Origin of the sequence: Mycobacterium asiaticum, assembly GCF_001673365.1 — a bacterium.
GTDB lineage: Bacteria > Actinomycetota > Actinomycetes > Mycobacteriales > Mycobacteriaceae > Mycobacterium > Mycobacterium asiaticum_A.
On record NZ_LZLS01000056.1, the window covers coordinates 1 to 14,143 of the forward strand.

9 protein-coding genes and 1 pseudogene are annotated in these 14,143 nt (G+C 64.3%); 6 read left to right on the forward strand and 4 right to left on the reverse strand.

The genetic code is table 11. The annotated features are described in order from the left end of the window. Nucleotides 1–137: 137 nt before the first annotated feature. Nucleotides 138–506, reverse strand: coding sequence for an alpha/beta hydrolase fold domain-containing protein (locus A5634_RS06000; protein WP_081290225.1), 369 nt, complete (start codon nucleotides 504–506; stop codon nucleotides 138–140). A gap of 300 nt (nucleotides 507–806) precedes the next feature. Continuing rightward, on the reverse strand, nucleotides 807–2,273 hold the full coding sequence (locus tag A5634_RS06005) for a PE family protein (RefSeq protein ID WP_172831635.1): 1,467 nt from the start codon (nucleotides 2,271–2,273) through the stop codon (nucleotides 807–809). A gap of 509 nt (nucleotides 2,274–2,782) precedes the next feature. Here A5634_RS06005 and A5634_RS06010 point away from each other — a divergent pair. After that, nucleotides 2,783–5,422, forward strand: coding sequence for a serine/threonine-protein kinase PknD (locus tag A5634_RS06010; RefSeq protein ID WP_081290227.1), 2,640 nt, complete (start codon nucleotides 2,783–2,785; stop codon nucleotides 5,420–5,422). A 15-nt stretch (nucleotides 5,423–5,437) separates the two neighbouring features. Here A5634_RS06010 and A5634_RS06015 read toward each other — a convergent pair whose 3' ends face one another. Next, entirely contained in the window at nucleotides 5,438–6,208 is a 771-nt protein-coding gene (locus A5634_RS06015) for an RsiV family protein (RefSeq protein ID WP_065143168.1), read from the reverse strand. A gap of 196 nt (nucleotides 6,209–6,404) precedes the next feature. Between A5634_RS06015 and asnB the strand changes: the two genes are divergently transcribed. Then, entirely contained in the window at nucleotides 6,405–8,321 is a 1,917-nt protein-coding gene (asnB, locus tag A5634_RS06020; RefSeq protein ID WP_065143169.1) for an asparagine synthase (glutamine-hydrolyzing), read from the forward strand. A 67-nt stretch (nucleotides 8,322–8,388) separates the two neighbouring features. Here asnB and A5634_RS06025 read toward each other — a convergent pair whose 3' ends face one another. After that, a complete protein-coding gene (locus A5634_RS06025) occupies nucleotides 8,389–10,938 on the reverse strand; it encodes an excinuclease ABC subunit UvrA (protein ID WP_065143170.1) in 2,550 nt (849 codons plus the stop codon). 263 nt (nucleotides 10,939–11,201) lie between these two features. On the opposite strand from A5634_RS06025, the gene A5634_RS06030 reads away from it, so the two are divergent. The 4 genes and pseudogenes from A5634_RS06030 to A5634_RS30290 all read left to right on the forward strand — a co-directional run. Beyond that, entirely contained in the window at nucleotides 11,202–12,263 is a 1,062-nt protein-coding gene (locus tag A5634_RS06030) for an HNH endonuclease (RefSeq protein WP_065143174.1), read from the forward strand. A gap of 90 nt (nucleotides 12,264–12,353) precedes the next feature. Further along, nucleotides 12,354–12,749 (forward strand): nitroreductase family deazaflavin-dependent oxidoreductase, encoded by a 396-nt coding sequence (locus A5634_RS06035; RefSeq protein ID WP_065143171.1) that lies wholly within the window; start codon nucleotides 12,354–12,356, stop codon nucleotides 12,747–12,749. A gap of 251 nt (nucleotides 12,750–13,000) precedes the next feature. Further along, entirely contained in the window at nucleotides 13,001–13,720 is a 720-nt protein-coding gene (locus A5634_RS06040; protein WP_065143172.1) for a hypothetical protein, read from the forward strand. A gap of 88 nt (nucleotides 13,721–13,808) precedes the next feature. Then, nucleotides 13,809–14,066 (forward strand): annotated as a pseudogene (locus A5634_RS30290) (type IV toxin-antitoxin system AbiEi family antitoxin domain-containing protein); the annotation flags it as partial. Between the last annotated feature and the right edge of the window lie 77 nt (nucleotides 14,067–14,143).

The following is a 14,143-nucleotide window of genomic DNA, read 5'->3' on the forward strand; positions in this document are numbered from 1 at the left end:
GGACCCACCGGCGAACGCGCCAACTGGTGGTGGTACCAACCCTTCCAACCCCAACCACCACCCACCAACTAAGCCCACAACATATTCGACGCTCAAACCGCTTGGAGCATCGAGGAATTCGTTCGGTCCAGGTGGCGCTAACCGGCCAGCGCCCCCTGTAAAGCGGCGCACTGAGCTCCGAAGAAGCGTTGGGACACATCGGCTTTCGGGGCGAGCAGATCGAATCCGTGAAACGCGCCTGCGACGATTTCCACAGCGCACGCCACGGCGCTTTGTTTGAGACGGTCGGCATATTCGAGGCACTCGTCAAAGAGCAGATCACGGGTCCCAACGCCGATCCATGCAGTCGGCAGACCACCAAAGTCGGTGGCTCGTGCCGGAACAGCCTCCTTTGGGTCACAGCCCCGCAGGTAGCTCTCCCAGCCGAGGCGGTTCATCCCCTGACCCATCAGTCGACGATGTTTCGGTTCGGGGTCTGCCCTGAATGCCGGTCGATCATCGAGCATCGGCGGCCGACGGGCGCACGGCGTTGGCAGGTCGGTGTACCCGCACACCGAACCCGTCACCAAGCTTGATCACTTCCACACGCGGGGGTGCACAAGCGAACGTAACGCGACGAATGTTCGGGAACCCTCAGCGGAGGAGTTACCCACCGGTGGGCAAAAACCTTGCCATGCACTGCAAGTCGGGATGAAAGTCATCAGTCACAACGTCAAGGTCCTTCGGTCGGAACCCGCCGCTGCCATGCCTCACTTTAGACAACAACTGCCCGATGGAGGCACACAGTCGCTGAGGCGCGGCCGTACCTAGAGCGCGCTGGCGGTCCCCGCTTTGCCCGGTGTACCGCCTCCCCCGGTACCAGGCGAACCACCAAAGCCGGCAAAGGCATTGGCCAGCGTGGTCGCCTCGGCGTCGGCGCCGTCGCCGCCGCTACCGCCATGACCGGGGCTGCCCGTACCGCCGTAACCGCCGCTGCCGCCGGTGGCGGTTCCGCTTCCCCAGTTCAAGGCGTAGGCGGCGTCGCCGCCGTGGCCGCCAGTCGGGCCGGTTCCACCCATGCCACCGGCGCCGCCGATGGCATATCCGCTGCCGCCTCCGGGGCCATAGTTATAACCCATAAGTGAGCCGGGTCCTCCGTCACCGCCGGCTCCGCCGACGGTGCTACCGCTGCCACCCTGGCCGCCCTGACCACCCACGGCGTTTCCGGACCCTCCGCCAGCCCAGATGAACGCGCTGCCACCGTTGCCACCCGCACCGCCCGCGCCCGCGATGCCGACGCCACCTTTTCCGCCGACACCGCCGGTGACATCGGTGAAGTTGTTGCCGAGTGTCGAGTAGCCGGAGCTGCCGCCGTCTCCGCCGCGGCCACCGGTGGCGCCCGTGCCCCCGTCGCCGCCGAGTCCGCCGGCACCACCGATTAGGGAGCCGCTGCCGCCGAAGCCGCCACGGCCGCCGTCGCCCATCTGGCCCGCAGCGCCGTTCTGCCCGAATAGGGATAGGTGTGCGCCGCCTGCGCCACCCGCACCTCCACTGCCCCCGTTGCCGCCGGTGCCTCCGGCGACACCGGCGTTTGGAGCCGTGGCGCCGTAGCCGCCCCATCCGCCGGTGCCGCCGCTCCCGCCGGCGCCGCCGTTGCCCCACAGCAACCCGCCTGCGCCTCCCGCGCCGCCCTGACCGCCGGTGCCGCCCACGCCCCCGTTGCGCGTGACGGTGTCGACACCTTGAATACCGGTCGACCCGGTGCCGCCGGCCCCGCCGCGGCCGCCATTACCGAACAGCCCGGCGTCGCCGCCGCGGCCGCCGGTGCCGCCACCGTCGGTCCCCGAACCGCCGTTGCCGCCATTGCCGAACAGCAACCCACCCATGCCGCCGGGCTGACCGGTCCCGGCAGCGCCGTCGGCGCCGTCACCGATCAGCGGCCGGCCCAGCAAAGCGTTAGTGGGCGCATTGATCACGTTCAGCACGCCTTGTGTGAGGGCTTCCAGCGGGTTTGCATTGGCCGCCTCGGCGGCGGCGTAGGCGGTCCCTGCACCAGCCAAAGCCGCCGCGAACTGGTCGTGAAACGCCCACACCCGGGCACTGAGCGCCTGATACTCCTGCCCGTAGGCGGAAAAGAGGGAGGCGATCGCCGCTGAGACCTCGTCCCCTGCGGCGCTGAGGACGGTGCTCGTCGCGCCCGCGGCCGCATTTGCGGCCCGCAGGACCGAGCCGATCTGCGCCATGTCCGTAGCTGCCGAACCCACCCATTCCGGTACCGCAAATACATACGACACTGCAGTCTTCCTACCGTCGATTAGCCCCTGGGTTGTCGAAACCTGACCGTATCCAGGCAAATCGCTGATGGCTTGAGTAGTTGACTACCTGAGTTCTTTAAGTGGGACTGACGTGTTGACGCACGTGGGTAACCGAATGATGTTTCGAGAGACCCGCCCAAATGCCGCGCGCCGTGTCGACGCCCGAGTCGGGGCGACGGGCGACCAATGGATTTACAGCTTCGAGAATGCTGCCCGGCGGGTCAATTCCCAGCTCTATGAACGGCTTTCGGCCGCCAAGAGCTCCGGGAGCAGGAGTCGAAGTAGTCGATCGTATTAGCGGCGTGATGACGCGGTGCGGAAGGCGAACCAACTCCCTACCCCGGGTCGGTTCGAAACCCTTTAAGAGGTGCCGGCCCACCTTGGGTAGTTCCAGCTCTGCCGACATTGGCCGGACCAAAGCCCTTAAACCCAGCATGTAGGCGTTGTAGCATCCCAGGCACCGTGCGTGCGCTCGGAGGGAGGTTCCGGTGGGGGCGGAGGCGGCTGGCGAGGTCTTCGGGCGCTACCGGCTACTCGAAGTGCTCCGCTGGGGCGGCACGGGCACGGTCTACCGGGCCTACGACACAACGATGCGGCGCGAAGTGGCCATTCGGGTGCTCCCCGGGGCGTCGACCGATGAGCCGGGGCAGCACGAGAAGATCCGGGACGAGGTAGCCATCGCGGCCCGGCTGAGCAACCCGAACATCATCCCGATCTACGAGATCGGCGAAATCGATGGACGGCTCTACTTGGCAATGCCGATCCTTGACGGCATTGATGCCCAAAGCCTGCTTGATCGCGACGGGCCGATGAGTCCAAGGTCAGCGGTGCGAATAATCGAGCAAGCTGCCGTGGCACTGGAAGCCGCCCACAATTCGGGATTGGTTCACCGCGATGTGAAGCCGTCGAACCTATTCGTGGTCGGTGGCGAATTTGTATACCTACTCGATTTCGGTGTCGCCGCTCATACGCTGGCGGTGAACTCGTCTGCTACCGACATTGCCGCCGGAAGTTGGCCATACCAGGCCCCTGAACGGTTCAGTCACGGCCTGGCCGAACCCGGTAGCGACATCTACGCGCTGACCTGCGTGCTCTATGAATGCCTGACCGGGCAGCAGGCCGTGCAGGGCGAGACCCCCGAGCAATTTGTCACCGCGCATTTGGAGGGTGAAGCCCCCAAGCCCACCGACATCGACCAAGCCATCCCGACCGGATTTGACCAAGTGATTGCGCGTGGCATGGCGAAGAAGCCCGAAGACCGCTATCAAACCGCCCGCGAGTTAGCGTTCGCGGCCAGAGACGCACTCGCATCCCCGGTCGCTGCGGCGACGGTGCCCACGATTGAAGTGGAGTTCGGTCGCTATCGTCTTTTCGAACTGCTCGGTCAGGGCAGCATGGGCTCGGTCTACCGGGCCCACGACACCGCGCTGGATCGCGACGTGGCCGTCAAAGTGCTGCGGCCGGAACTGGCTGCCGAGCCCGGTTATGGAGAGCGGTTTCGCCGCGAAGCGTATGCGGCGGGCCGCCTGGCCAGCCCGAACATCATCCCGATCTATGACGCCGGTGAGATAGACGGACGTTTGTATCTGGTGATGCCCATCATCAACGGCATCGACGTGCACACTGCGCTTTGTCGCGATGGGCAGATGAGCCCGCTCCAGGCGGTCCGGGTTGTCGAACAGGCCGCCGCAGCTCTGGATGCAGCTCACAAGGCGGGACTGGTGCATCGTGATGTGAAGCCGTCGAACCTACTGATGGTCGCCGATGAGTTTGTGTACTTGATTGACTTCGGACTGGTGCAGGAGTCAGTTGGAACTCGCTTGACCCGCACGAATGTCAACCCGGGGACTCCGGCGTATATGGCACCGGAGCGCTTCAAGCTCGAGACCATCGCCGATGCTCGCGGCGATGTGTACTCCCTGGCCTGTGTGCTCTACGAGTGTCTGACCGGACAGGTGCCTTTTGTGGGTGGCGGTGTGGAGGGATTGGCCGCCGCGCATCTGTTCAGCGAACCGCCCGAGCCCTCCAGCGTCGACCCTGCAATACCCGTCGGCTTCGACGAGGTCATTGCGCGCGGGATGGCCAAAGAAGTTGACGCCCGATACCAGACCGCGAACGAACTGGCGGTGGCTGCCCGGGAGGCGCTCACCACCGTCGCCGCCAAAACAGGAAAGCAACCAAGGGCCTCCCGCCCCTCCGCCTCGATGCAGGCCGCCGCGTTGGCAGAGACCGCGGCCGCGTCCCCAGCTACCCCGACGCCATCGCGGCGTAATCGTCGCCGCGCCTTTGCCATTGCCACGGCCGTAATCGTTGTCGTTGCCGCAGCCGCGTTGTTCGGGATCAACCACCTCCCGATCCATTCGAAGTCACGGGCTCAGGTCCTGCTGCCATTTACCGGTCTCAACGGGCCCGCGGGCATTGCAGTCAACGCGAAAGGCGACGTCTACGTCGTCGACAGCGGCAACAACCGGGTACTGGAGCTGGCCGCGGACTCGAGCGACCCGACCGCGGTACCTTTCGCCAGCCTGGACCATCCCGATGACATAGCCATCGATGATGCGGGTGACATAGTGGTCACCGAACCGAGACAGCACCGGGTGTTGGAGTTGACGGCAGGGTCGACCAGCCCAATCGTCCTGCCGTTCACCGAACTCGGGGAGCCCACGGGTGTGGCGGTCAGTTCCCATGACCCGCGCGGCGTGTTCGTCACCGACGCCACCCACAACCGAGTGGTGGCGCGACTCACGCCATCGGACGAGCAGATCGTGCTGCCGTTCAGCGGCTTGGATGGTCCCTCGGCCGTGGCGGTCAGTCGCGACCGTGCCCTCTTCGTCATCGACCGGGAGAACGAGCGGGTGCTCAAACTGCCCCGGACCGCGACGGTTGATACCGTCCTGCCCTACGTGATCGGTCGTCCGGACTACGTGGCGGTCGACACCGACGGCAACGTGTACGTGACCGACAGCCACGGCAACCGGGTCCTCAAGCTGGTCAAGGAGTCGAACACGGCAATCACGTTGCCGTTCAACGGGCTTAACAATCCACAAGGCGTCGCTGTCGATGCCGCCGGCAATGTCTACGTCACGGACACCGGCAACAACCGGGTGCTGAAATTGCCCCCGAGCTGATGGCAGGTACAAACCTCAGGCAAGCATCGGGTCGATCGCCGACCGGGGCACCAGGACCTGCGCCGCCCCGGCTGAGTCCGGCAGCAGCGTGCCCTGGTCGAAGAAGAAGATCACCCCTTCGTTGACCACCGCGAAATTCTGGTAGTTGGCAGGGTCATACAGGGCGGTTTGCGAAATCGGCACCACCGGTGCTGGTGCAGGCGTGGTGGGCTGTCCCGGTTGCGCGGGCGGTGTGGACGGTGGCGGCGGCGCCTGCTGCTTAGACAGTTCAGCCTGGACGATCGGCGCTACGGTCTTCAGCGGATCATCGACCCGCCACAACGGCGCATGTTCCTTGTCGTCCGACTTGGCCGTGTAGACGATCTCCTTGCGATAGGTCTGGTCCCAGTTGAACGCCTTGAACGTCGTCCGCGGTTGCGCGCCGCTGACGCTTTGGTAGACCTTGAACACCACCGCCTGCGTGCCGCGCGGTGGAATTGCCGAGCTGTATTCGGTCGGCTTGATCTTCAGCTCAGCGGGTTTGTCGTGGGGAGCGCCTTTGGCCGCGTTGATAAATGTGTCGCGGGTCTGGGAGATGTACTCGGCGATCGGCTTCTGGTCGGGGTAATCCAGCGGGATGCTGATGTCGACGCTGTACGCCGGGTCGGACAGCTGGATCTCACACGTGCTGCCGGTACTACTGCCCTTGAGGTCGGCGCAGTAATCCTTCGGCGCCGCCAACGCCGGGACCGCAGAACCGAAGATGACCGCAGCCGCGACAAGCACGGCGACGCTGAACAGGCGCATAAGAAAATCCCTCCGAGCAAACGCGGCAGCGTGCCGTCGACGTCGTCGCGACACCCCGCCTCTTCGCCACCAAACTAGTCGACAACCCGTCGGGCCCGGCGCGTTAGGCTCCAACAGCAGCGTCGCCAACTCGGCGGCGTGTGTTCGCGCCGAGGCCAACAGGTCGGTGCGTGTGGAAGTCTCGGAGGGCACAAGGATGTGCGGAATCTTCGCCGCGATGACCCGCCGTGGCATTTCCACTGAACGGCGTGATGCCGCTTTGAAGCTTTTGGAGCATCGCGGGCCGGATGGCTGCGGCACGTGGACATCGCGCGATGGGCAATGGACGCTCGGACATACGCGGTTGTCGATCATCGGTCTGCACAACGGGACTCAGCCCATGACGAGCTCGGATGGCCTTGTGCATCTGGTCGTAAACGGCGAGTTCTACGGCTACCGCGAGATTCGCGAGCGCCTTCGTGCCAGCGGGTATCACTTCTCCACCGCCAGCGACAGCGAGATTGCGCTGCACCTCTATGCCGAGCGCGGCATCCAGGCAGCAACGCAACTGCGCGGCGAGTTCGCCGCGATCATCGCTGACGAACGTCAACGCGCGATGTATGCGATCCGCGATCGCTTCGGCATCAAGCCCCTCTATTACGCGACGGTCGGCGGCGACGTTTACTTCGCGTCAGAGATCAAGGCGCTGTTGGCATTAGGCGTGCCCGCCAAATGGGACCTAGAGGGCGCTACCGGAGGATTCGGGAGATCCCACGAGAAAACCGAGTTCGCTGGGATCAGCACGGTGCCCCCGGGCTGCTATGCGATCGCCCGCGACGGCGTCGTTCGCATTTACCCCTACTGGGATTGGGAGATCCCGACGGCTGATCAGATGCGCGCAGACACGCGCAGTGAAGCCGAGGTCGTCGCCGACTTCCGTCACGCGCTACAGGACGCTGTGCGCGAACGGCTGGTCGCCGACGTCGAGGTCGCGTCGTACCTCAGCGGTGGCATCGACTCCTGTGCTGTCCTCGGACTCGCACAGCAGGAGATGAACCGGCCAATTCGCGCGTTCACGCTCACCTTTGAGAACCCGCTCTACGACGAGGCCCGGGTCGCTCGACTGCAAGCCGAACGGGTGGGTGCGACATATCACCCGATTCCGATCACCGGGCGCGAGATCGCCGAGTCATTCTCCGACGCCGTTTGGCACGCCGAAACGCAGATGTTCAACGGGCACGGGGTGGCCAAGTACTTACTCAGCCGCGCCGTCAGGGCCGCGGGTATCAAAGTGGTGTTCACCGGCGAGGGCGCCGACGAGATGCTGGGCGGGTACCCGTACTACCGCGTCGATGCGCTGAACGACGACGCGACGTTGAGTGCCGACGCGAGGCGGGCGCTGCTCGATGAGATGCTTGGTGCCAACGCTGCGACTCGTGCGCTGATGATGCCGGATCAGGTCAGCAGTCCCGAAATGCAGGCGGTGGAGCGCAGGCTCGGATGGCTGCCGGCAACACTGAATGCTGGTGCGGCGCAGACCAATAGCGTGGCGCCGTTGATTCGCGATGACCTTCCGTCTTCGGTTCGAGAGTTTCAGCCGCTGATCCATGCGCTGGATCGGTTGCCGATTGCCCAACGTGTCAGCGGTCGAGACCACCTGAATCAGATGCTGTACGTCAACGCCAAGACGGTGCTGCCAAACTTCATTTTGAACTATCTGGCCGATCGCATGGAGATGGCGCACTCCATTGAAGGGCGTGTGCCTTTCCTGGACCACCGTGTGGCTGAGGCGGCGGCCCGCGTGCCGGTGAGTATGAAAGTCAAGGGAATTCGCGAGAAGCATGTTCTTCGCGAAGCGGCGAAGGACGTGTTGATACCCGAGGTGTACGACCGCCAGAAGCATCCATTCACCACACCACCGACGCGCGACCCGAAAGATCCGATGCTTGCTTTCTACCGGGATACCTTTGCTTCGCAGGCGGCGAAGGACCAGCCGATCTACGACATGAACAGGGTGTCCACTGCGCTCGATCAGCTACTCGAATCGCCGGACGATCAGCGCATCGCGGTGGAGGGCGGTCTGCAGCGGGTGGCGAGCGTGATTGTGATGCAGCAGCTGTTTTCGATGACGTGAGCAGCGGCTAGGCGACGAGCAACGCGGCGATCGTCAGCCGACTGCGTGAGCGCTTTCATCAGAGCTGTCAACGCTTTTCGTCGATAGCAGATAGACACTTCGCGAGATAGGGGGCGGTACGGCTGTGTTCGGCACGTGCCACCGTTGTCGGCGGGCCCGCAGCGATCACGCGGCCGCCGTTGCTGCCGGCACCCGGTCCCAGGTCGATCACCCAGTCGGCGCCCGCGACCATGCGCATGTCATGCTCGGCCACTACCACAGTGTTGCCCGCGTCGACCAGGCGATGCAACTGCCCGTCGAGCAGATCGACGTCGGCGGGATGTAGTCCGGTGGTCGGCTCGTCGAGGACGTAAAGGGTGTGCCCCCGCCGTGGCCGCTGCAGTTCGGAGGCAAGCTTGATGCGCTGTGCCTCGCCACCCGACAACTCGGTGGCGGGTTGTCCGAGACGCAGATAACCCAATCCCACCTCCTGCAGCGTGGTCAGACTCCGCGAAGCGCCGACGACGTCGGCAAGAAACGCCGAGGCCTCATCGACCGTCATCGCGAGCACGTCGGCGATCGTCTTACCGCGATAGCGCACCTCAAGTGTCTCCTCGGAATAGCGCGCTCCACGACACGACGGGCAGGTGGCGTATGTGCCGGGCAGGAACAACAATTCGACCGCTACGAATCCCTCCCCCTGGCAGGTGTCGCAACGCCCGTCGGCCACGTTGAACGAAAACCTGCCCGCGGTCCAACCACGACGACGCGCCTTCGGCGTCGCCGCGAACTCGCGGCGCACGGCGTCGAACAACCCGGTATAGGTCGCCAGCGTCGAGCGCGGCGTGCGCCCGATCGGGCGCTGGTCGACCACTACCAACCGGTCGATCTGCTCGACCCCCTCGGCGCTGACACCCACGCTCGCGTCGTGATCCAGATCGACTATCCCGCTGTCGCTTTCATCGGCGTCGGATTCCGCGGGCTCGGCTGTGCGTGCCATTCCGAGATGACTGTTCACGACATCTCCGAGGACCTTGACGACCAGCGTCGACTTGCCTGAGCCGGATACTCCGGTGACTGCGCTGTACAGGCCTAGGGGCAGATCTACGTCGAGGTCTCGCAGATTGTGGAATGAGATCCCGCGCAACCGCAACCAGCCGGACTGAGTGCGCGGCTCACGCGCCACCCGCCCCGCGACATCGAAAAGGTATTTGCGGGTGACCGACTCCTGCACCTCCGCGAGACCTGGTACGGGGCCGCTGTAGAGCAGGTCCCCGCCCAGCTCGCCGGCCCCGGGTCCGACGTCGACGATCCAGTCGGCACGACGGACCACGTCCATGTCGTGCTCAACCACGAACAGCGAATTGCCTGCCCTCCGTAGGCGATCCAGTACATCGAGTAGCGGTTCGGCGTCGGCGGGATGGAGGCCGGCGGACGGCTCGTCAAGCACATAGAGCACACCGAACAAGCCGGCCCGCAGTTGTGTGGCCAGCCGCAACCGCTGCAGTTCGCCAGGTGAGACCGTCGGAGTGCGGCGACTGAGCGTGAGGTAACCCAGACCGAGGTCGACGAGTATCTGCAGCCGTGCAACGAGGTCGGCGGCGATCATGGTCGCCACTTCCGTAAGCTCGCCGGATTCCGTCGATTCATACGCGGCGGCAGCATCGGTCCGAGATGCCGCCGGGTGCAACGCTTCTGCCAATTCGGCCAGCGGCATCGCCGCGTACTCGGCGATCGTGCGCCCGGCGAACGTCACCCTCAGCGCCTCAGGTCTCAGCCCGGAGCCGTTGCAGCGCGGACAGTCGACGCTATTGACGAATTGCAACACACGGCGGCGCATCTTCGCGCTATGCGAATTGGCCAAAGTGTGGCGGACGTGCCGCTCGGCGCTGGAGAACGTGCCGTTGTAGTAATAGTCGGCCTGCACAGGATGCTGCCCCGGATCGATCTCCACCGTTGGCTGCTCATCGGTGAACAAGATCCAGTTACGTTGCCGCTTAGGAAGTTTCCCCCATGGCTTGTCGATGTCGTAGCCGAGCGTGATCAGGATGTCCCGCAAGTTCTGCCCCTGCCAGGCCCCCGGCCACGCTGCGACGGCACCTTCGCGGATGGTCAACGACGGGTCGGGCACTAGCGTCTCTTCGCTCACCCGGTGAATTCGCCCGAGCCCGTGACATTCTGGGCACGCCCCGACCGCGGTGTTCGGCGAGAAGGCGTCAGAGTCCAGTCGTTCCTTCGCACCCGCGGGATAGGTCCCGGCGCGAGAGAACAGCATCCTCATCAGGTTCGACAGGGTGGTGACTGTGCCGACGGTCGAGCGGGACGTCGCCGAGCCCCGGCGCTGCTGTAACGCGACTGCCGGAGGTAACCCGGTGATGTCATCAACCTTTGGCGCGCCGGTGGGCAATAGCAGGCGACGGGCATACGGAGCGACCGATTCGAAGTAGCGGCGTTGGGCCTCGGCGTAGATGGTCCCGAAGGCTAATGACGATTTGCCGGATCCGGAGATGCCGGTGAACACCACCAGCGCGTCACGCGGTGCTACCAGGTCGACTCCCCGTAGGTTGTGGACCCGCGTCCCGTAAACGCGCACAAAAGGGTCGATCTCGTCCGTGCCTCGATAGGACTTTTCTGTCATCGCGCTCAGATGGTTACCAGGCGTGCCTGCTCGGTGGGGTGGTGCGGCTCGCCCGGATCTGCCGTCAGCAAGAGTGAAGGACTCACCTCGTTCGACCTACCCCACCCTGTCCGGGTTAAACGCTCGGTGTCGGCGGAGCGGTCAGCGGATTGGCGGAGAGTCGTGCGCCCGTGAGAATGGCGCCAACGCTCGTGGAATCGCTTGCGATACTAGGTGGGTGCACGTCCACCGGTGCCGCGTTCATCAGGGATTGGTTTCCAGTGATGGCCAATGATCCCCTGGAACTCGGCCAGCGTGTGGTCGCGATCCTCGAATCCGGGCTGCGCACAGCGACTTACAAACTGGCTACGTTGATGGCACTGATCGAGCACTGCATCGAGAATCTGCCTGACCAGCCGGGTGATGCCCTCGATGTCCCCCTCGCCGAGCTGGCACACCGAGTACTGGAGCTTTACTGGCAGCAGGTCCGACCGTTCGACGGGCAAGAATTGCGGCAGTCGACACAGGCGCGCGCACGAATACTGGCCGCTGTCACTGGCTTGCGCGCTGCAGCTGGCCGCGGCATTAGTTCGGTCGACGCGGCGCGGTTACGTGCCCCGGTGGCGTATGACCGCGCCATCGATGAGGTTATTTCGTGCCTAGCTCAGCAGCCGCTACATCGCCTACAAAAGTTGCCGGGTTCTTCAAACAGTGACCAATTTCTGTACGACGACTCGTTCCTGCATGATCATGTCTCGCGGTCGACGCTTCGCGCGCACGGCGACGCCATCCAACTCAAGCCCGGTGTGGCCCATGGCCTTGCCCGGCTTGCCGGGCTGTTGAAACCAGCGTTGGAAATCATGTGGGTCAACGACGTTCGCCGCATGAACAAGTTCCTCGATGCGGCGGTTCCCGACGTCGCCGGGCATTTGTTCGGTCGAGAACGCACCGCGCTGGCAGCCGTCCGGGAGCCGTTTAAAGAAGCGTTCGGGCCTAATTGTTTCTACTGCGGCACTCACCTGCCGTCCAACAATCCGATTGATCACGTACTTCCGTGGTCGATCGTCGGCATTGACGGTCTTTCGAACCTGGTGCTGGCTTGCGCGCGCTGCAATGGAGACAAAGGCGGAGCCCTGCCTGCCGTGGCCATTGTCGACCGCGTGCTCGGGCGTGAGCGTGACGTTCTCGAGCACATCGCCTCCAACCTGCAATGGCCAACTCAGCATGAGCGTGTCGTCTCCGCCGCCAGAGGCATTTACCGGGGGCAACCAGCAGGGATTCCGACGTGGTCGGGTTACAAGCGGTCTGCGCGCCTCGACATCAGCTTTCCGCCCGCGTGGATCTAGCGGGCTTCATGCACCTTCCCTGCTGCTACGGGCCGTACCGTTCGAACGCATACTGGTCACTTCGAGCCGCGTTGTAAACGAGGGGGATCCATGCGGGTACCAAGGTCTGTCGCGAACCTCAATCGTCGAGTGCTTAACCCGGTGGCCCGGTCGATCACGCCGTGGCTTCCTGGCCAAGGGACACTTGAACATGTCGGACGCAAATCAGGCAAACGCTATCGAACGCCGCTGTTGACTTTTCCGACCCGCGACGGCTTCGTCGTTCTCATCGGGTACGGGCTGAAATCGGACTGGTTGAAAAATGTAATCGCCAGTGGACAGGCGGTGCTGCACAAGCGCGGCAAGAGTATCGCGCTAGCCGACCCCTGCCTCCTGAGTAAGGCCGAGGCGGCAACGCTGGTTACAGGGCCATCTATTGCGTTCTACCGGCTGTTTCCCTACAACGAAGCGGCGCTGGTGTTGACCAAATCCGATCCCACGCAATGACTTTGGGCTTTTCTGCTGGGCGTGCGCGGCGGCGCGACGTGTAGGTGTTTCGCCGCAGACGCCGCTTGGCATTGCGCTGATAAGCTCTCCACCACAAGCACTTTCGCACTATTCGGGGCAGGTCTGGCAGACAGCGAGAGTACTTAACAGTTGGGAAGTCTTGGTTGGCGATGTAGACCACCGCCGGGATCGACCGCCGTCGAATTGGCGTCTTCGCCCACGGAGACGACACTGAGCCATACACTTGCCGCGTGAACCTCAGCGAACTCATTGTCGGCGTAGCGACAGCCCCTGTCCGGGCCGGCGTCAAGGTGGCGGACGCCGGACTCACCGCCGCGGCCATGGCCCTCGGGGCTGTGAAGCAATCCTTGGGCGAGGAAGGCCCGAAGACGGTAGACCCGATCACCGATCTGTTTCCGCTGCGCGGCGCAATCGTAGGCGCGAACCGAGTTGCCGAATTCACCGAAAACGACAGGGCGATGGGGCGCGCTCTGGTCCGCGGCGGGCCGGCGGACAAGCTGATGCGTCCGGGTGGGGTCGTCGACATGTTGGACGCGCCCGGCGGGTTACTCGATCGGGTATCCGCTGGGAGTAGTTCCTCGCTCGAGCGGATCCTGGCGCCCGGTGGGCTCGTAGACCGGCTGCTCGCCGAGGACGGGCCGTTAGAGCGGATGTTCGCCGAGGACGGCATTATCGAGCGGATGTTTGTTGAGGACGGCATCATCGACAAGCTGCTGGCCAAGAATGGACCGCTTGAACAACTCACCGAAGCCGCTGAGATCCTGAGTCGGCTTCAGCCCGCCGTGGAAAGGCTGACGCCCACCGCCGACACCCTTGAGTCTGCTGTCGACACCCTCAACAGGATGGTCAACTCGCTCAGTGGCATCACAGACCGCATTCCGCGGCGGCGATCGACGCGGCCGGCTGTGCGCGCGAAGCGAGCCATCGAACAGGATGCCGTCGAAGAGTGAGCCGACCGGCTCACTGACTCACGTCGTTGAAGTGAGCGCCTGACCAGACAAGCCGCGGCCGTATTCACCCACAGGTAGCCGACCTTGTGGATTGGAAGCCGCTGCGGCGTGCCATCGCGTCGGCGATCTACGGACCGGGCGACATCGTCGTCATGGGGTCAGCGCCGCCCGGCTGCACGGAGCGATTCCGCGCGCGCTGGCCACGGCGACCGTCGCCGTCCCTGCCCAGCACCGCCGCATCGGGTTATCTGACCGCGCTGCGCTTGTGCGGTTCATCAAACGCAACACCCAGAGATTGGACGCCGAACGCTGCGAGACCGAGCTCGGACCGACGCTAGTGACCACATGGCTGTGTCAACTCGAAGTGGCCCCGGGGTGACGGCTTGAAGTGGCCCCGCGGGTAGGGGCTGGCTTGCGGGTGTT

Bases quoted from the DNA above. Each gene is read 5' to 3' on its own strand.
- A5634_RS06000 (WP_081290225.1), bottom strand. From the start codon at position 506: ATGCTCGATGATCGACCGGCATTCAGGGCAGACCCCGAACCGAAACAT.
- A5634_RS06015 (WP_065143168.1), bottom strand. From the start codon at position 6,208: ATGCGCCTGTTCAGCGTCGCCGTGCTTGTCGCGGCTGCGGTCATCTTC.
- asnB (WP_065143169.1), top strand. From the start codon at position 6,405: ATGTGCGGAATCTTCGCCGCGATGACCCGCCGTGGCATTTCCACTGAA.
- A5634_RS06025 (WP_065143170.1), bottom strand. From the start codon at position 10,938: ATGACAGAAAAGTCCTATCGAGGCACGGACGAGATCGACCCTTTTGTG.
- A5634_RS06030 (WP_065143174.1), top strand. From the start codon at position 11,202: ATGGCCAATGATCCCCTGGAACTCGGCCAGCGTGTGGTCGCGATCCTC.
- A5634_RS06035 (WP_065143171.1), top strand. From the start codon at position 12,354: ATGCGGGTACCAAGGTCTGTCGCGAACCTCAATCGTCGAGTGCTTAAC.